Genomic DNA, 18,900 nt, shown 5'->3' with positions numbered 1-18,900 from the left:
TGTCCGCTGGTTCAACATAGTGTGAAATTATGCGCCATTTCAGCGTGGAAAATCCTGTTGCGAACGATTCTCGTCTGGAATGGCATCTTCTTCTTCGTGCAGTTCTTATTCTTTCGCCATGGCGTATTTTACGCTGCCGCAGCGTACAACGCCCGCAGACAGGGCCAGATAAGCCCGGCAGGCGCCGATATTACCCCAGCTTGGCCATGCTGGTCAGCAAAATTGATCTAAAACAAATCCTGCTGGCCCGATACGAGGCGCGAAAAATCGTCGCCCAGAAACGGCAATATCGCGTCCGCCACCGGTTGCAGCTGGCGCGTCAGGTAATGCTGGTAGTCGATGGGCGAGCGCTGCGTTTCCAGCGGTTCCGGCCCCGCCACCGTGATGACATAGCTGATCCAGCCGCCGTTCTGGTATTGCAGCGGTCGGCCCTGCGCCAGGTTGTAGGCGTCGGCCGTGCGCGCCGCGCGCACGTGGGGCGGCACGTTGCGCTGGTAATCGTCGAGCGGGCGGCGCAGGCGCTTGCGGTAGACCAATAAGGCGTCGAACTCGCCGCGCACGGTGCGCGCCACGTAGTCGCGCACATAGTCCTGGTAGGCGGCGCGCTGGAAGATGCGCAGGTACAAGGCTTGCTGGAATTGCTGCGCCAGCGGCGTCCAGTCGCTGCGCACCGTTTCCAGGCCCTTGTAGACCATCTGTTCGCTGCCGTCGGGCTTGCCGACGAGGCCCGCGTAGCGCTTCTTGCTGCCTTCTTCCGAGCCGCGGATGGTGGGCATCAGGAAACGCCGGTAATGGGTCTCGAATTCCAGTTCCAGCGCATTCTCGAGGCCGAATTCTTCGCGCAGATGGGCGTCCCACCAGGCGTTCACATGCGCCACCAGGGCGCGGCCGATCTTGCCCGCCTCTTCATCCGTATGCGCTGTTTTGAGCCACACAAACGTGGAATCCGTGTCGCCATAGATCACCTGATAACCCTGTTCGGTGATCAGTTCGCGCGTGCGGTGCATGATGTCGTGGCCGCGCAAGGTGATCGACGAGGCCAGGCGCGGATCGAAGAAGCGGCAGCCGCTCGACCCCAGCACGCCGTAAAACGCGTTCATGATGATCTTTAACGCTTGCGACAAGGGCGCGTTGCGCTCGCGCTTGGCCGTCTCGCGCCCTTGCCACACCTGTTTCACGATGGCGGGCAGGCAATGTTTTACGCGTGAAAACTGCGCGCCCCGGTAGCCGGGCACGGTATCGGCCTCGTCGCCGCCCGTGCCCACCACCAGGCCCACGGGGTCGATCAGGAAAGTGCGGATGATGGACGGGTACAGGCTTTTATAGTCGAGCACCAGCACGGAATCGTACAGGCCCGACTGCGAATCCATGACGAAGCCGCCGGGGCTGTTTTCGCCCGAGATATCGCCCAGGTTGGGCGCCACATAACCCTGCCGGTGCATCAGCGGCAAATACAAATGTTCGAAGGCGGCCACGGAGCCGCCGCTGCGGTCGGCCGCCAGGCCCGTCACGCTGGCCCGCTCCAGCAGGAAGGTCAGCAACTCGGTCTTGGCGAAGATGCGCGTGACCAGCTCGCAATCCTTGAGGTTATAACGGGCCAGCGCGGGCTTGTCTTCGCGGAAACGCCGGTCGATCTCGGCCATGCGCTGATAGGGATTGTCGATGGACTTGCCTTCACCCAGCAAGCTCTGCGCCACGTTTTCCAGGCTGAACGAGGAAAAATTCCACGTCGCCGAGCGCAGGGCTTCGATGCCGTCGATGATCAGGCGTCCCGCAGCGGCGGCAAAGTAATGCTCTTGCTTGCCGCCATGCTCGCGCCATTCCATCACGGCGCCGCCGCGCCCCAGTTTCAACGGTACCTGGTAGCGCTCAGCGTGTTCGCGCAGCACGCGCAAGTCGAACTGCACCAGGTTCCAGCCGATGATGGCGTCCGGATCGTGCCGCTCCATCCACGTATTCAGGCGCTCGAGGATCTGTGCGCGGCTGTCGCAGTATTCGAGGTCGAAGTCGAGTAGCTCATCGCCGCCGTTTTGCGGCCCCAGCATGTAGACCTGGCGCTGGCCGCAGCCTTCCAGGGCCAGCGAATACAGCTCGCCATGGGCCGTCGTCTCGATGTCGAGCGAGGCCAGTTTCAAGCTTGGCCGGTAGCCGGGCGCCGGTTTCAGCTGCACGTCCTGCCCTGTTTCCGCGCTGAACGTTACCGGCGCCGTAATGAAGCGCTCCATCAGGTAGCGCTCGGGCGGGCGGATGTCCGCTTCGTACACGTCGATGCCGTGCGCGCGCAACTGCTTTTCCAGCTTCAGCAAATGCCGGTATTGCTTGCAGTACAGGCCCAGCACGGGACGGTGGTGAAAATCGCACAGCGACAGGGGCCGCAGTTCGGCATGGCGCTCGCCGCGCAGCAGCTGTTGCGCTTGCTCCTGCTGCTCCATGGGGATAAAGGCGACGGCCGTCTGCACGGGCAGGCGCACGTGGCGGGGCCCGGCGTCCGTTGCCAGCCAGAAATCGACCTCCGTGCCGGCGGGCGTGTCGCGCCAGTGGCGGGTCAGGATGAAGCCCTGTTCGGGCGGGTGCTGCGTGTTGCCTGTCATGGTGCCGTGAATGTCGGGTGTGCTGGCCTGCACATTACAGCAAGCTGGTGCAGGGCGGGGGCGGTTGCGGCTATAATTTTTGTAGTCGATGACCATAAGAAGAGCGCGTCGCGCCGTTACCCTGGAGACAGCATGCAAGCAATGAGTTATGTACATGGCGCCCACGAGACGCCGTTGATCGGCGAAACGATAGGCGCTTACCTGGACGGCATCGCCGCCCGCTACGGCCAGCACGACGCCCTGATCGTGGCGCACCAGAACGTGCGCTGGACGTATCTGGAATTCCAGCAGCGCGTGCACCGCCTGGCCGCCGGCCTGTTGAAACTGGGCTTGCAGCCGGGCGACCGGGTCGGCATCTGGTCGCAAAACTGCGCCGAATGGGTGCTGACCCAGTTTGCCACGGCGAAAGCCGGCTTGATCATGGTCAACATCAACCCCGCCTACCGGCGCTCGGAACTCGAATACGTGCTCGACAAGGTGCAGTGCAGCGCGCTGATCCTGTCGCCCAGCTTCAAGTCCAGCGATTACCTGGCCATCGTGCAAGACGTGGTGCCGGAAATCGCCCGTTCGCGCGCCGGCGCCCTGCAGTCGCCGCGCCTGCCGCAATTGCGCCACGTCATCCGCCTGGGCGCGGCCGCCACCCCCGGCATGCACAATTTCGACGCGGTGATGGACGGCATTGCCGACGCCGACCTGGCGCACCTGGAAGAAATGAGCGCCACCTTGCAGTTTGACGACGCCGTCAACATTCAGTTCACGTCCGGCACCACGGGCGCGCCGAAGGGCGCCACCTTGACGCACCACAATATCCTGAACAACGGTTTCTTCATCGGCGAAGCCATGCGCCTGACGCAGCAGGACCGCTTGTGCATTCCCGTGCCCCTGTACCACTGCTTCGGCATGGTGCTGGGCAACCTGGCCTGCGTCACGCATGGCGCGGCCATGGTGTTTCCCGGTGAAGGCTTCGACCCGAAAGCCGTGCTGGAAACGGTGCAGGCCGAGCGCTGCACGGGACTGCACGGCGTGCCGACCATGTTCATCGCCATCCTCGACCATCCTGATTTCAAGCAATACGACCTGTCGAATTTGCGCACCGGCATCATGGCCGGTTCGCCTTGTCCGATGGAAGTCATGACGCGTGTTATCGAATTGATGCACATGGCGGAAATCACGATTGCGTATGGCATGACGGAAACGTCGCCCGTCAGCTTCCAGACGTCGATCGAAGACCCGCGCGAGATGCGCGTCTCGTCCATCGGCCGGGTTCACCCGCACCTGGAAGTGAAAATCATCGATGCGGAAGGCCGCATCGTGCCGCGCGGCGAAAAGGGCGAATTGCTCACGCGCGGCTATTCCGTGATGCAGGGCTACTGGGGCGATCCTGAAAAAACCAGCGAAGCCATTGACGCGGCGCGCTGGATGCACACGGGCGACCTGGCCGTTATCGACGCAAACGGCTTTTGCAGCATCGTCGGCCGTTCGAAGGACATGGTGATACGCGGCGGCGAAAACATCTACCCGCGCGAAGTCGAAGAATTCCTGTACCGCCACCCGAGCGTGCTCGACGTGCAATGCGTGGGCGTGCCGGACGCCAAGTATGGTGAAGAACTGTGCGCCTGCATCATCCTGCGCCCGGGCACGCAGGCCACCAGCGAGGATATCCGCGCCTTTTGCGACGGGCAAATCGCCTATTACAAGATTCCCCGCTATGTGCGCTTCGTCGAGGAATTCCCCATGACGGTGACGGGCAAGATCCAGAAATATGTATTGCGCAAGCAGGTGGCGACGGATCTGGGCTTGAGCACGGAATAAGTTTTTCGCCCGCCCATAAAAAAACACCGGGATGCTCGCGCGGCCCGGTGTTTTTTATTGATGCGGCGTCAAGCTCAGGCCATCGCGGCTTGCGGTGCGCGCGCTGGCGTGCGGCGGCGCATGAAGGCCAGCAAGCCCAGGCCGGCCAGCAGCATGGCGTAGGTGCCTGGCTCAGGTACGGCCGACACGTTGACCGTGTTGAAGCCGGAACCGTTCATCGCGACGTGGCCACGATTGATCGAGCTGACCGAATTGGCGATCAGGGTGCCGTTCATGTCGCCCGAACCGGAGAACGCGCTGTGCGGCGCCAGGATGCTGCCGTTGATGCCGACGTTCTGCAGGTTAGTGGTGGTGGCGTTGGCGAAGTTGAACAGCGTGCGGTTGGCGAAACTGGCGAAATTGTCGAAGCCGCCGCTCATGGTGATGTCGGTGGCCGTGCCGTTGATGATGATGCTGGCCGTACTTTTCAGCGAGGACAGGTCCAGCGTCAGGTTATGCAGGTTCGACGCATCGATGTTGAAAATATTCACGTCGGCGTTGACATTGCCGACCAGGGTCATGTTGCCGTACTGCGAGATCACGGTGCCGTTCGATTGCAGCTTGGCCACGTCGCCCGACAGGGTCGTCAGTTGCTGCTTGGCGCCTGCGAAGTCCAGGGTGGAGGCATTGCCTTTGCTGATGTTGTCTTTTGGAAACCACTGTGGCGCCGTCAGGGTGGCGTTGGGGTTGCTGACGCCGTACACGGCCGAACCGCTGAGCGTGCCCCAGCCCGTGTTCAGATTGCCTCCAGCAACGACCGAATTGACGGCGCTGCCTGGCTTTTTATTCGTGCCGACATTGTAGTTGTCCAGGTAGATATTGCCGCCAGCGGCAATGCTGCCGCCGACGCTGGTAAAACCGCTGGCGCCGCTGCTGCCGATGTTGCCAAAGATAAAGGCCGAGTAGCCATTGGCGACGCCGAGGTCGACCACGGTGGCTTGTGCCGAAGCGCTGAAGGAGAAGGCGAACAGGGCGGCGCTGATGAGCGGCAAGGTACGGGTAGCAAATAATTTCATGGACAATCTCATAGTCAATTAGGGGACGATTCGGGCGGGAAAGCAACACACCGCCATCGCGCAGCCGGCTATTATAATATAAAAAACAATGTTAGTTCAATTTAGGTAATTAACTATATTTTAAGGCAACACTTTTCCTATGGTCAGCAATTGTCTTGCGGACATAAAAAAACCGGGGCTGGCCCGGTTTTTTGCTGTTTATCTGACGCGCTGGTATAGGCGGAAGCGTTCCACGTCATCCGTGGGGCGGCGTCCTTCCCACAGCTTGATCCAATCCGCACCGTGGTGTTCCGGCAGCTTTTCCTTGTTATCCGGAACTTTAATGCTGTCTTGCAACAAGAACACGTCGCAATGCTGTTGGCCCACATTGGCAAACGGCAGGTGGCCGTAGTAGGCGAACGAGGCGCGCTGGGCGGCGCCGACATTGCTGTTGATGCAAGTAGTGCCCGGCGGCAGGTGGACGGAAATTTGGTGCGCGACGTTGGCGTAGCTCTTGCTGTAGTTCAGCGGCGGCAGGAACAGGGTCATGATCAGCACCCAGATCAGGATCAGGCCGCCGGACGACAGCACCACGGCGCGCCACAGCACGGCTGGCTGGCGCGAGATGCGCCAGTGCACCAGCGCCACCCAGCCCGCGCTGGCGCAGGCGGCGACGAAGAAGGCCAGCAAGTCCAGTTCGGGCTTGAAACCTGGCATGAGTTTCAGGGCGTTATGCGACAGTTTTGGAGGCCAGCCCGTCAGGATGGCGAACCAGAACAGCCACAGTGCGAGGGCGCAGATGGTCAGCACCATCACGGAGAACCAGTCGATGGCGTTGATGGCGCCCCGTTTCATGGTCAGCAAGCCGAACGCGGCCATCACGGCCAGCGGCGGCAGCAGCGGCAGCAGCTGGCTCGGGTCGGGATCGGGATGGCACAGGCCCAGGATGGCCAGCATGGCGACAAAGGTCAGCGGCACGACGATGTGCAGCACGTGGTGCTGGCGGCGCCAGGCATACACGGCCCAGGCGGCGAACGGCCAGGCGGGCCAGAAGAACCAGATGCCCACACGCCAGAAGTATTGCAGGCTCTTCAGGCTGGGGGCGCTGAACTGGCGGCAATTCCATTCCATCCACGCTTGCAGCGGCGAATGGCCGTATGGCTGCAGCAGTTCGCCCGGCAACAGCCAGACCAGGGTCAGCGCGATGCCGATCAGGATGGCCAGCGCCAAGTGGCGCACGCTGCGCAGCAGCGGCAGGCGCAGGAAGACGATGCACAGCAGCAAGGCGATGCTCAGCGCCGCCGGCGTGATCCAGCCGCGCGCGAGGGTCAGGCCGCCCAGCGCCAGGCCCAGCAGGGCCGCATTGCGCACGGACGGGCCTTCCACGTAGCGCACGGCGCGGTACAGCAAATAGGCCATCAGGGACACGTACAGCGCTTCGGCCGTGATGTCGTGGCTGTGCTGCAAGAGGCCCAGGCAGCCCAGGTAGATGAGCACGGCGGCATCGGCCAGGGTACGGCCGAAGTCGTCCGGCTCCGGCTGGCCGCCGAAGGCCAGGCGCAGCGGCTGGGCGTCGTTGCGCCGGCCCAGGTTGAAGGCGGTGTACCAGACGGACAGGGTGCTGACGACGAAGATGCCGATGGTCGACATGCGTGCGCCAAAGACGTCGCCGTCGATCCAGCCGAACAGCTTGATGAAGATGGCGCCCAGCCAGAAGGCCAGCGGCCCTTCATCAAGCAGCGACAGGCCGGCGATGTTGGGCCACAGCCAGTCGTTCAGGCCGCCATGCGCCATGGTCCACATGATGCCGAAACTGGCGGCATCATCGTTCTTCCACGGTTCGCGGCCGATCAGGCCAGGCAGGATGTACAGCAGGCCGAGCGCAAACAAGGCCCATCGTGGCAGCGCGAGTGTGGCAGCGGCGGGAAGGCGGACTGGCTTCATCGATAATCGGTATCAGAATAGTGGCAAGACGCGACGAATGGCGTCGGGTATGCGCGAGTATAAAGTAAAGCGGCCAAAGACAAAAAAGGCAGCCGTGGCTGCCTTTTCTCTGGCAGCCGGAGCTGCCCTGTTTTGCCGCAAAGCGGCAAAAATCAGCCTGCTGCGACTGCGGTTTTCGAACCAACCGAACCGAACTTCTGACGGAACTTCTCGACGCGACCTGCGGTATCGACGATTTTGTGCTTGCCCGTGAAGAATGGGTGCGATTCAGCCGAAACCTCGATCTTCACCAGCGGGTATTCTTTACCGTCGTGGGTGATTTTTTCGCGGGTTTGGATGGTCGAGCGGGTAACGAATTTGAAATCGCACGACAGATCGTGGAAAACAACTTCGCGGTATTCTGGATGGGTATCGACTTTCATGGTCTTCTCTCTAGTTTGGTAGCCAAACAGCACTTCGTCGGTCGTCCTGCTTCTTGACCCGATTGCCGATCACTTGCCAGGTTTAAAATAATGCAACCGTCGATTATATAGCGCTTTCGGGGCGCAGGCAATAAAAAAGCCGCTCAATGAGCGGCTTTGCATGATCGCGTGTGCTTACGCCGGGCGCAACGTAGGTCGGATTAGCGCGCTAGCGCGTAATCCGACACCACCACCGTCTTCGCCAACAATGTTGTCGGATTGCAGCCCTGCGGGCCTAATCCGACCTACGATACACGGCAGGGGAATTTAGCCGCCCCGGCGCATCATGTCGAAGAATTCGGCGTTGTTTTTGGTCGCCTTCATCTTGTCGAGAATGAACTCCATCGCCTCGATCTCGTCCATCGAGTACAGCAACTTACGCAGGATCCAGATTTTTTGCAGCTCGTTCGGCTTGATCAGCAGTTCTTCGCGGCGGGTACCCGATTTGTTCAGGTTGATTGCCGGGTAGACGCGTTTTTCGGCCAAACGGCGTTCCAGATGCACTTCCATGTTGCCGGTACCCTTGAATTCCTCAAAGATCACGTCATCCATGCGCGAACCCGTTTCGATCAGCGCCGTGGCGATGATGGTCAGCGAGCCGCCTTCTTCGATATTGCGCGCGGCGCCGAAGAAGCGTTTTGGACGTTGCAGCGCGTTCGCGTCGACACCGCCGGTCAGGACCTTGCCCGAGGCAGGGATGACGGTATTGTAGGCGCGTGCCAGGCGGGTGATCGAGTCGAGCAGGATGACCACGTCTTTTTTCATTTCGACCAGGCGCTTGGCTTTTTCCAGCACCATCTCGGCCACTTGCACGTGGCGCGTGGCCGGCTCGTCGAAGGTCGAGGCGACGACTTCGCCGCGTACCGAGCGTTGCATTTCGGTCACTTCTTCCGGACGTTCGTCGATCAGCAGCACGATCAGGGTGATATCCGGGTGGTTGGCCGTGATCGCATGGGCGATGTGCTGCAGGATTACGGACTTGCCGGATTTCGGCGACGCCACCAGCAAGCCGCGCTGGCCTTTGCCGATCGGGGCGATCAGGTCGATGATGCGGCCGGTGATGTTTTCCTGGCCATTCATTTCACGTTCCAGGCGCAGCGGCTCGTTCGGGTGCAGCGGCGTCAGGTTTTCAAACAGGATGCGGTGTTTCGACATCTCCGGCGATTCGCCGTTGACCTTGTCGACTTTGACCAGTGCGAAATAGCGTTCGCCATCTTTCGGGGTCCGTACCTCGCCTTCGATCGAATCGCCGGTGTGCAGATTGAAGCGGCGGATTTGCGAAGGGGAGATGTAAATATCGTCGGTGGACGCCATGTAGCTGGCGTCAGGCGAGCGTAGGAAGCCGAAGCCGTCAGGCAGCACTTCCAGGGCGCCGTCGCCAAAAATCTGTTCGCCGGACTTGGCGCGTTTTTTCAGGATAGCGAACATCAGCTCCTGTTTGCGCAAGCGGGCTGCGTTGTCAATGTCAAGACCGATCGCCATCTCAAGCAGGGCGGATACGTGTAGGGCCTTTAGTTCGGATAAATGCATATGTGTTGAGTGTCCCGAGACGGGATGTAAAGGTAGGGGAGGGGACTGCGTGGCGTTGATTAATTATTGGGGAAGGCTGTGCACGAATGAGGCAAAGCCGCTTCCCGGTCTATCCAGTCAGGCGGCGCTGCGGGCGCAGCGCTGCCCATCATACATTAAATGTTGCTGTCGACGAAAGCGGTCAACTGGCCCTTGGCCATGGCGCCCACTTTTTGAGCAGCTGCAGCACCATCCTTGAACAGGATCAGGGTCGGGATGCCGCGGATGCCGAACTTGGCAGGTACCGCCTGGTTGGCGTCCACGTCCATCTTGGCGATCACGATGCGGCCGGCGTATTCCTTGGCCACTTCTTCCAGGATCGGGGCGATGGCCTTGCAGGGACCGCACCATTCTGCCCAGAAGTCGACCAGTACTGGCAACTCGGATTTCAGGACGTCTGCTTCAAAAGATGCATCGCTAATGTGTTTGATATTTTCGCTCATATTTTCCTCAAATGAGGGTGGGATCAATAATGCCTGGAATTCACCATACGCTGGTTCGCCATCCATGCTTCCTGGAATGCAGTGAGAAGATGGGGGCAATGGGCACAAATTCAATGTTCTTGGAAGGTGCGACCAGAGGTATGCAGGCGGGGATGGCTGAAATAATAACCCATTTTTTCAAAGCGTGGCGATTATTGCAGAAAAACTTGAGGCATATCGCCAGCATATCGCTCCAGCGCGTGCCGCCAGGGCGGCAAAGCCGCATGCCTGCTGGCTTGCGGCGCCGTGTCCCGCCTCCCGGCCTGGCTCCGCGCTCAGGCTTGCGCGCCGGCCTGACGCGCCGTGTGCTGCAGTTGCAAGTTCACCATGAGCTGCAATTCCGCGCTTTCCATCGGCTTGCGGAAGGTGCCTAATATATGCAGGCCGTTGGCCATGGCCAGGCGTTCGGCCGCCAGGCGCACGGCCGAATGCAGTCCCGACAGCAGTACTACGCCGCCGCGAAAGCCGTTTTCAGCCGCCATGCGCAAAAATTCGATGCCGTCGATGTCGGGCATGGACAGGTCGCAGATCAGCAGGTCGGGCTGGTGCTGCTTCAGGGTGGCCAGCGCCTGTTCGCTGTGCGATTCGCAGCGGATGTCGAACGGGCCCATCTGCTCGAGCATGTCGCTGAGCACGTCGAGCATGAACACGTCGTCGTCCAGCAGCAATACGCGCAATGGCGCCAGGCCTGCTTCGCTGTGTTCACGGCTTGCTTGGTTTGATACAGTAGTCATCGTCCTGTCTTCCTATTGATATGCTGCATCGCTGTCGATGCCGATACCTTGCCTTAACGGAATTTGGCGGTAGCTAATCGTCATTGGCAAAGCTGGTGTTATTCATGATTTGTTCGGTAATCTGTTCCAGCAGGGGCCACAGGCGCGCGACGATGTGCCGGGCCCGCTCCGCCTCGTCGGCCGCTTCGCCCGGCGCCAGGGTTTCCAGGTTGTGGCACAGCTCGGCCAGTCCCAGGGCCCCCACGGTGCGCGCCGACGACTTGATGCGGTGTCCCAGTTCGCGCACCTGGTGCACGTCGCCGCGCGCCAGGGCCGCATCGATGTCGCCAAAGCCATCCTGCGTCGTCTGCAGGAACTTGAAGGCGAATTTGCGCACCTTTTCCGGGTTATAACCGAGCAGCTTGGCCAGGATCGACAGGTCGATCACCTGCGGGTCGCCCGCCAGCGTGGTCTTGAAGGCGGGCGCGGCGCGGCTGCGTGCGGGCGGCGGGGGCGTGTCGCGCGCCGGCAGCCAGCTGGCGATGGTCTGGTACATCATGGCCGGCTGGATGGGCTTGGAAATGAAATCGTCCATGCCCGCGTCCAGGCAGCGCACGCGGTCTTCGCTGGTGGCCGTGGCCGTCATGGCCAGCACGCGCAGGTGCGCCAGCTGCGGGTCGGCGCGGATGTGGCGCGTCGCCTGCAAGCCATCCATCAGCGGCATCTGCACGTCCATCAGCACGCAGTCGAACTGGGTCTGGCGCAGCAGGTCGAGCGCTTCCTCGCCATTGTTGGCCAGGCAGACGGAGGCGCCCGCTTCTTCCAGCAATTCCAGCGCCACCTGCTGGTTAAACGTGTTGTCTTCCACCAGCAGGATGCGCGCATGCTTGAGCGTGCGCATCACCAGGGCCGCGTCGGCGCTGGCGCGCATGGCCGCCGCCGTCTGCACCATGCTGTCGAGCATGGCGGGTGCCGCCTGGTCGGAAATGCCCAGGTTGGCCGTGAACCAGAAGGTGCTGCCGGCGCCGGGACGGCTGTCGACGCCCACGTCGCCGCCCATCAGCTGCGCCAGCTGCTTGCAGATGGCCAGGCCCAGGCCCGTGCCGCCATATTCGCGCGTGGTGGACGTGTCGGCCTGCTGGAAGGACTGGAACAGCTTGCTCATTTCATCCTGCGACAGGCCGATGCCGTGGTCGCATACTTCAAAGCGCACCAGGCAGTGCCTGGCGTCCGCCACCACCTTGCGCACTTTCACGGTGATGCTGCCCTGTTCGCTGAACTTGATGGCGTTATTGGCGTAGTTGATCAGCACTTGTCCCAGGCGCAGCGGGTCGCCCACGAGCACGGCCGGTAATTGCGGGTCGATTTCAAACAGCAACTCCAGGTTCTTGCCGGCGGCGCGCGGCGCCACTACCGTCATCAGCGTTTGCACGACGTGGTCGAAACTGAAGTTGACGCGCTCGATTTCCAGCTTGCCCGCCTCGATTTTCGAAATGTCGAGAATGTCGTCGATGATGCCCAGCAGATGTTCGCCGGCAAAACGGATTTTTTCCAGGTAATCGCGCTGGCGCGGTTCCAGGTCCGTTTTCAGGGCCAGATAGGCCATACCGATCACGCCATTCATCGGCGTGCGGATTTCATGGCTCATGTTGGCCAGGAATTGCCCCTTCGCCAGGCTCGCTTCTTCGGCCACCTGCTTGGCCTGGTCCAGCTGCTCCGTGCGCTGCGCCACGCGCTCTTCCAGATGTTCATTGAGTTCGCGCAAGGCGCTCTCGCTGCGCTTGTGATACGTGATGTCCGTCAGGCTGGCCACCACCATGCCCACCTTGCCGTATTCATCGCGGATGGCCTCGGTATTTACGGACAGCCACGACAGGCTGCCGTCGGGCTGTTGCACGCCCATCAGCACGTCGCGCATGGCGACACCCGTCGACAGGGTGATGTGCACGGGATGGCTGCGCTGGTCGAAGGGAGAACCGTCTTCGTGGATCGCTTGCCACAGGCTGTTGCCGGCTGGACTGGCCGCCAGCATGCGCTCGGCAGCGGCATTGCTTTCCAGTATGTGGCCGTGGCTGTCCTGCACCACCAGCCCGTTCGTCACGGCGCCGAACACGGACGCCATGCGCTGGCTCGAGTTCGACAGGGCGATCGACGCCTGGCGCCGCTCCGTGATGTCGGTGATCATCGCCAGGGTGCCGCCCGGCTCGCCGTTGTCCGACTGGATGCTGGTGCTCGACAGCAAGCCCCACAGGCTCGACTGATCTTTGCGGAAGAAGCGGAAATCGACCTGGTCCGGCTGGCTGGCGGCGCTGCCGTGGCTGGCCAGGCGGCGCTGCATCAGCAGCTGGCTGTCGCGGTCCATGAAGTCGAGCAGGGGACGGCCCAGCATTTCCTGCACCGTGTAGCCGAGCATGTGCGCCATCTTCGGGTTGACGAAGGTGGTCTTGCCATCCGCATCCGTCATCCAGATGCCTTCGGCGGCCGTCTGCACGATCAGGCGGTAGCGTTCGGAACTGGCGTGCAGCGCTTCCTCGGCGCGTTGCCGCTGCGTCATGTCGCGCAGCGAGACGATGGAAAATACTTGCCCGGCCATGCGCAGCGGCGACAGGCTGACCTTGGCCGGGAAGTGCGTGCCGTCGCGGCGGCGCGCCATCATCACCCGGCCCGGCAGGCTGTGCCGCGCTTGCGGGTCGCCCACGGAGTGGCTGGCCGTGCTTTCCGGTACCAATTGCTCCAACGACATGCCCGTCAATTCGGCCAGCGGATAGCCGAAGCAGCGCGCGCCGATCTGGTTGGCGTAGTGCACCTTGCCTTCGACGTCGGCCACCAGCATGGCTTCGGGTGCCGCTTCCAGCATCGAGCGCATGCGCGATTGCTCATCCTGTTTGCGTTCGCTGATATCGCAGACGATGCCGCTGGCCTGCGTGGCGGCGCCATCCGAGGCGCGTGTCAGCACGGCGCCGCGCGCCAGCAGCCAGCGCCAGTGGCCGTCGCTGTGGCGCAAGCGGAATTCGCAATTGAAGGTGCCGGGCGCCTGGCCATCCAGATGCTGGCGAAAGGCCAGGCTCAGGCGCGCGCGGTCGTCGCGGTGCACTTCGGCCAGCCACTCGTCCAGTGCATGGTCGAGCCTGGCGCTTTTGTCGCCCAGCACGTCCTGGTACTGGGGCGCGAACTGCAGCCGGTCGGCCTGTCGCCGCCAGGTCCAGCCAGCCATGGCCGCGCCGCGCAAGGCTTGCCCGGCGTCCTGTTCGGCCAGGGCATGCGCGGGCAGCAGCAGGCGGCGCAACTGTTGCCGCAGCCGCCAGGCTTGCCAGCAAGCCACTCCCGCCAGGGCGGTGGCGCTGGCGGCAGCGTAAGGCCATAGCAGTGTTGGCGCCATGCCGTGTACCGCCGCCTGCACCGGCAAGGAAAGCGTCATGCCTGCCGCCAGCATCGTATGAGCGAGACGACGCAGCGCAGGGCGCCGTCGGCGTGATGCGCTGAAACTCGTGTGGCTGCAATACGACAAATGCATCCCTTTCTGGGGCATGATGGAACTGGGCTGACAGTGCATGATGCGCGCTCAAATAAACGCCTGCGGCGCTTTCTGGCGGCAACTATAGCATCGAATATTTGCTCGGGGTATTTAAGTTCTGAAACAGCCAAAACGGGATTTTTTTTGCCCCGGAATGGCTGTTTTTTTCGCGATTTGGTGAGAATCTGAGAGAAAGTCGGCGCGAAATCGTGCTACGGAATCAGCGATCTGTAGAACACCTGATAAAACCGTAGCGAGCGGCAGCGATTTGTGGCCGAGAAGCGCAACCGTGCTTGAGCACGGTGAGCATCACAGGCCGCAAAGCGCGACGCGCAGTAGGTTTTTTCAGGTGTTCTCAGGTGAAACTGCCGGCAAACTGATATCGGTGCCCGGGATGCCACATGGTGGCGATCGAGGCGATCTTGCCGCCCGAGCGCGTCTGGCGGCGCAGGACCAGGCACGCCTGTTTCGTGTCGATGGCCAGCATTTCCGCGATGTCGCGCGGTGCCGACAGCGCTTCGATGCTGTAGGTGGCGCCTTGCAGGGGCGCGGCGGCCATCAGGTATTCGTTCGGCGTGATGCTGGAAAAATCCTGCGTCATGTAGTCGGGCGCGCACTCGGGGTTGACCCAGCGGTCTTCCACCTGGATCGGCACGCCGTTTTCAAAATGCACGATCAGCGAGTGGAACAGCGGGTGTTCCGGCGGCAGGCCGAATTGCTTGGCCAGCAAATCCGAGGCTTTCGTACGTTCCAGCAATTGCAGGCTGCTGCGGTGGATATGTCCGCGCGCCCGCACTTCATCGGCGATACTCTTGATTTCCAACAAGGTCGCCTGGTATTTTTGCTGCGCCACATAGGTGCCGGAACCCTGGCGCCGCGTCAGCACCTGTTCGCTGGTCAGTTCGCGCACGGCGCGGTTGACCGTCATGCGCGAGACGCCGAATTGTTTCACGAGGGCTTGCTCGGAGGGAATCACGTCGCCTTCCTTCCAGCGTCCGGCGGCGATGCCGGCCAGCAGAAAATCCTTGATGCGCTGGAAAATGGGCGTATTTTCCTGGGTAGTATGATCGTCCAATGCGGTTTCTCCGGGGCGCGGGCAGGGCGCGCCGCCGGCTGGAGGCGCGATGGCCGATTTTAGCACCGAGCAAGGCAGGCGCCGCCAGCCTTTTTTGAATTCAAAAGCAAGCGCCGGAGTGTGGCGCGCGCGGGTGCTGGCTATGCTGGTGACTTATTATTGATTTGCACGGAGTTCGCCATGGAACACGCTTACCTGACTGACGATGAACGCTGGGACGCCCTGCAGCGGCGCGCGCCCGATGCCGACGGCGTCTTTTATTACTCGGTGCGCACGACGGGCGTGTATTGCCGCCCTTCCTGCGCGGCGCGTCCCGCCTTGCGCCGCAACGTGGCTTTTCACGCCACGTGCGAGCAGGCGGAGGCGGCCGGCTTTCGCCCCTGCCTGCGCTGCAAGCCGAACTTGCCGCCTCTGGCCCAGCGCCAGGCGGCCATCGTGGCCGACATCTGCCGTTTGATCGATGCCAGCGACGAGCTGCCCGACCTGGACGCGCTGGCGCAGGCGGCCGGCATGAGCCGCTTTCACTTTCACCGCGTCTTCAAGGCGCACACGGGCATCACGCCGAAAGCCTACGCGGCGGCGCGGCGCGGCGAGCGCCTGAAGGCCGGCTTGCAAGGCGCGGCGAACGTCACGGAAACGTTATATGCGGCCGGCTTCAACTCCAGCGGCCGTCTGTATGCCGCCACGCCCGGCTTGCTGGGCATGACGCCGGGCGCATTCCGTGCCGGCGGCAGCGGCGCCGTGATCCGCTTTGCCATCGGCGCCTGTTCGCTGGGCGCCATCCTCGTGGCCAGCACGGACAAGGGCATCTGCGCCATTTTGATCGACGACGACCCGGAACTGCTGCTGCGCGACTTGCAGGACCGCTTTCCGCAAGCCGAGCTGCGCGGCGCCGAGCCTGACTATGAACAGACGGTGGCGCAGGTGGTGGGCCTGGTCGAGGCGCCGGCGATCGGACTGGACTTGCCGCTGGACGTGCGCGGCACCGTGTTCCAGCAGCGCGTGTGGCAAGCCTTGCGCGAAATTCCCGCCGGCAGCACGGTCAGCTATGCCGAGCTGGCCCGCCGCATCGGCGCGCCGAAAGGCGCGCGCGCCGTGGCGGGCGCCTGCGCCGCCAATGCCCTGGCCGTCGCCATCCCCTGCCACAGGGTGGTGCGCAACGATGGCGCCTTGTCCGGCTACCGCTGGGGCGTGGAACGCAAGCAGGCGTTGCTGGAACGCGAGGGCGAACGGTGAGGGCGCTCGATTGGCGGCAGAGCGAGGATGAGCTGAATCAATATGGCTGCGCCGTCGTGCCGGGCTTGCTCAATCCTGCGCAGTGCGCGGCGCTGGCAGCGCAGTATGACGATGCGTCGCGCTTTCGCAGCCGTGTGGTGATGCAGCGCCATGGCTTTGGACAGGGCGAGTACCAGTATTGGGCGCATCCGCTGCCCGATGTGGTGGCCGGCCTGCGCGAACAGCTGTACGGACCGCTGGCGGCGATTGCCAACCGCTGGCACGCCAGCATGGGCCTGGAAGCGCGCTTTCCCTCCAGCCACGCCGATTTCCTCGCGCGCTGCCATGCGGCGGGGCAAACGCGGCCCACGCCCTTGCTCTTGCGCTACCGCAAGGACGATTACAACTGCCTACACCAGGACCTGTATGGGGAGCACGTGTTTCCGCTGCAGCTGGCCGTGCTGCTGTCGCGCCCGCAAGATGATTTCACGGGCGGCGAATTCGTGCTGACGGAGCAGCGCCCGCGCATGCAGTCGCGTGCCGAGGTCGTGCCGCTGGCGCAGGGCGACGCGGTGATCTTTCCCGTGGCGCAACGCCCCGTCAACGGCGCGCGCGGCAGTTACCGCGTTAACATGCGCCATGGCGTGTCGCGCCTGCGTTCGGGCATGCGCCACACCTTGGGCATCATTTTTCATGATGCGAGCTGAACGATAGGTGCGGCGCTTGAGTTTCCGCAATTACATGGCATGATGGTTACTCCCTGTCACTTTTCACTGTTGCCATGTCCGCGTTGCTCCGCCTGTTATGCCTGTTGATCATCTTCCTGCTGCCCGCAGCCCATGCGGACGAGGGCGCATCCTCGCTCGTTGCGGAAGCCGCGACCGCCATCGCGCCGTCGCAGGCCGCCCCCGTCAAGACGGCGCCATTGATGTTTGCCAACCGCAAGGTATTCGTCTTCCGCGCCGCGCTGGCCGGCTATCCGCCCGATGAACGGGCCATCGGCGCGCAGCGCCGCCTGGAAAGCGTGCTGGCGAAAAACGGTCCGCTGCAGGCGAGCACGCGCATGATTCCAGAAGGCACGCAAGTGCTGCTCGACGGCGTGCAGCTGTTCGTCGTCGTGCCTGGCGACGTCAACTTGCTGGCCGGTGACACGACGGAAAGCGTGGCGAAAACGGCCGCCGGCGAGTTGAGCAAGGCCGTGTTTGACTATCGTGAACAGGGCAGCTGGCGCTACCTGGCGATCGCCGCCGCCGTGTGCGCGGCCGCCACCCTCGTGTTCTGGCTGGTGTGGATGGGCTTGACGCGCTTGTACCGCTGGGCCAAGCGCCGCAGCGGCATCCTGCTCGCTTCGCGCCTGCGCGACGTGCGCCTGAAAAATGTGCGCGTGCTCGACGCCGAACACTACATCGCCTTCGCGTATCAACTGCTCAGCGCCGTGCTGTGGGGCTTGCGTCTGATGGCCACGTATCTGTGGGCCGCCTTCGTGCTGGGCCGTTTGCCTTACACGCGCTCCTGGGGCGAAAGCCTGAGCGGCTACCTGTTCGACGTGGCGGCCGACGTCTTCCACGCCATCATCGGTGCCTTGCCGGGGCTGGTGCTGGTGTGCGTGATCTTCGCCATCGCGCGCCTGATCGCCGCCACGGCCGCCTCGCTGTTCAAGCGCGTGGAAAGCGGCGAATTGCAGATCGGCTGGCTCGACAAGGACACGGCCCTGCCCACGCGCCGCATCGCCAGCGTGGTGATCTGGCTGTTCGCGCTGGCCATGGCGTATCCGTATTTGCCCGGCTCGCACACGGCCGCCTTCCAGGGCTTGTCCGTGCTGGTCGGTTTGATGGTGTCGATCGGCGCGTCGAGCATCGTGGGCCAGGGCGCCAGCGGCCTGATCCTGATGTACACGCGCGCCCTGCGCAAGGGCGAATATGTGCGCGTGGGTGACTGCGAGGGCACGGTGGTCGAGTTGGGCATGTTCGAGACGCGCCTGCGCACGGGCCTGGGCGAAGAAGTCGCCTTGCCGAACGCCTGGGTGATGTCGCAAACGACCAAGAATTATTCGCGCGCCCAGCCCGGCGGCGGCTTCGTGCTCGACTCCACCGTCACCATCGGCTACGCCACGCCGTGGCGGCAAGTGCACGCCATGCTGGAACTGGCAGCGTCGCGCACAACGGAACTGTCGACCACGCCGAAACCGTACGTGATGCAGCTGGCCCTGCAAGATTACTACGTGCAATACCGCCTCGTCGCCTACGCCAGCGCCGAAGTCCCCCGCCAACGCGCCGAAGTGCTGAACCGCTTGCACCAGAACATCATCGACGTCTTCAACGAGTTCGACGTGCAGATCACCTCGCCGCACTACATCGACGACCCGAAAGAGTCGCAGGTGGTGCCGCCCGGTGAATGGTTCAGGGCGCCGGCGAAGCGGGGGGAGGAATCGATTGAGGTGGTTCCGCCCAAGTCTTGAACGCGAGGCGTGGTCTGTGCGTGACGGATGCA

The 18,900-nt window shown here is 62.7% G+C and carries 12 protein-coding genes and 2 pseudogenes; 4 read left to right on the top strand and 10 right to left on the bottom strand.

The features are described 5' to 3' along the window. Positions 1-227: 227 nt before the first annotated feature. Complete coding sequence (locus AC3RCG_RS25740; protein WP_492402250.1) at positions 228-2,591, bottom strand: DNA polymerase II; 2,364 nt, start codon at positions 2,589-2,591, stop codon at positions 228-230. 132 nt (positions 2,592-2,723) lie between these two features. On the opposite strand from AC3RCG_RS25740, the gene AC3RCG_RS25735 reads away from it, so the two are divergent. Then, positions 2,724-4,403: an AMP-binding protein gene (locus AC3RCG_RS25735; protein ID WP_492402251.1), complete on the top strand. Its 1,680-nt coding sequence runs from the start codon at positions 2,724-2,726 to the stop codon at positions 4,401-4,403. 74 nt (positions 4,404-4,477) lie between these two features. Here AC3RCG_RS25735 and AC3RCG_RS25730 read toward each other — a convergent pair. The 9 genes and pseudogenes from AC3RCG_RS25730 to hutC form a co-directional block, all read right to left on the bottom strand. Then, a pseudogene (locus AC3RCG_RS25730) lies at positions 4,478-4,597 on the bottom strand (PEP-CTERM sorting domain-containing protein); the annotation flags it as partial. Between the two features lie 45 nt (positions 4,598-4,642). Beyond that, a pseudogene (locus AC3RCG_RS25725) lies at positions 4,643-5,458 on the bottom strand (choice-of-anchor A family protein); the annotation flags it as partial. A gap of 198 nt (positions 5,459-5,656) precedes the next feature. Then, complete coding sequence (locus AC3RCG_RS25720; RefSeq protein WP_492402252.1) at positions 5,657-7,381, bottom strand: ArnT family glycosyltransferase; 1,725 nt, start codon at positions 7,379-7,381, stop codon at positions 5,657-5,659. A gap of 152 nt (positions 7,382-7,533) precedes the next feature. Then, a complete protein-coding gene (locus tag AC3RCG_RS25715) occupies positions 7,534-7,803 on the bottom strand; it encodes a type B 50S ribosomal protein L31 (protein ID WP_034746247.1) in 270 nt (89 codons plus the stop codon). Positions 7,804-8,109: 306 nt separating this feature from the next. Then, a complete protein-coding gene (gene rho / locus AC3RCG_RS25710) occupies positions 8,110-9,372 on the bottom strand; it encodes a transcription termination factor Rho (protein ID WP_034746249.1) in 1,263 nt (420 codons plus the stop codon). Between the two features lie 155 nt (positions 9,373-9,527). After that, positions 9,528-9,854: a thioredoxin TrxA gene (gene trxA, locus AC3RCG_RS25705; RefSeq protein ID WP_070224200.1), complete on the bottom strand. Its 327-nt coding sequence runs from the start codon at positions 9,852-9,854 to the stop codon at positions 9,528-9,530. Between the two features lie 314 nt (positions 9,855-10,168). Beyond that, a complete protein-coding gene (locus AC3RCG_RS25700) occupies positions 10,169-10,627 on the bottom strand; it encodes a response regulator (RefSeq protein WP_070224201.1) in 459 nt (152 codons plus the stop codon). Between the two features lie 73 nt (positions 10,628-10,700). Then, entirely contained in the window at positions 10,701-14,024 is a 3,324-nt protein-coding gene (locus AC3RCG_RS25695) for a PAS domain-containing hybrid sensor histidine kinase/response regulator (protein WP_070224301.1), read from the bottom strand. Positions 14,025-14,475: 451 nt separating this feature from the next. Beyond that, positions 14,476-15,195, bottom strand: coding sequence for a histidine utilization transcriptional repressor HutC (hutC, locus tag AC3RCG_RS25690; protein ID WP_070224202.1), 720 nt, complete (start codon positions 15,193-15,195; stop codon positions 14,476-14,478). A gap of 180 nt (positions 15,196-15,375) precedes the next feature. Here hutC and ada point away from each other — a divergent pair, with 180 nt between their 5' ends. The 3 genes from ada (at position 15,376) to AC3RCG_RS25675 (ending at position 18,868) form a co-directional block, all read left to right on the top strand. Continuing rightward, the gene (gene ada / locus AC3RCG_RS25685; RefSeq protein ID WP_070224302.1) at positions 15,376-16,431 is read left to right on the top strand and encodes a bifunctional DNA-binding transcriptional regulator/O6-methylguanine-DNA methyltransferase Ada; all 1,056 of its coding nucleotides are present in this window, start codon (positions 15,376-15,378) and stop codon (positions 16,429-16,431) included. Beyond that, a complete protein-coding gene (locus AC3RCG_RS25680) occupies positions 16,428-17,117 on the top strand; it encodes a 2OG-Fe(II) oxygenase (protein ID WP_492402255.1) in 690 nt (229 codons plus the stop codon). The genes ada and AC3RCG_RS25680 overlap by 4 nt, the downstream gene beginning before the upstream one ends. A gap of 74 nt (positions 17,118-17,191) precedes the next feature. Continuing rightward, complete coding sequence (locus tag AC3RCG_RS25675) at positions 17,192-18,868, top strand: mechanosensitive ion channel family protein (protein ID WP_492402256.1); 1,677 nt, start codon at positions 17,192-17,194, stop codon at positions 18,866-18,868. Positions 18,869-18,900: the final 32 nt, after the last annotated feature.

The sequence above is a fragment of the Janthinobacterium sp. GW823-FHT01H08 genome (genome assembly GCF_058797855.1).
The sequence above is the reverse complement of the archived record's forward strand: the minus strand, read 5'-3'. Positions and strand labels throughout refer to the sequence as shown.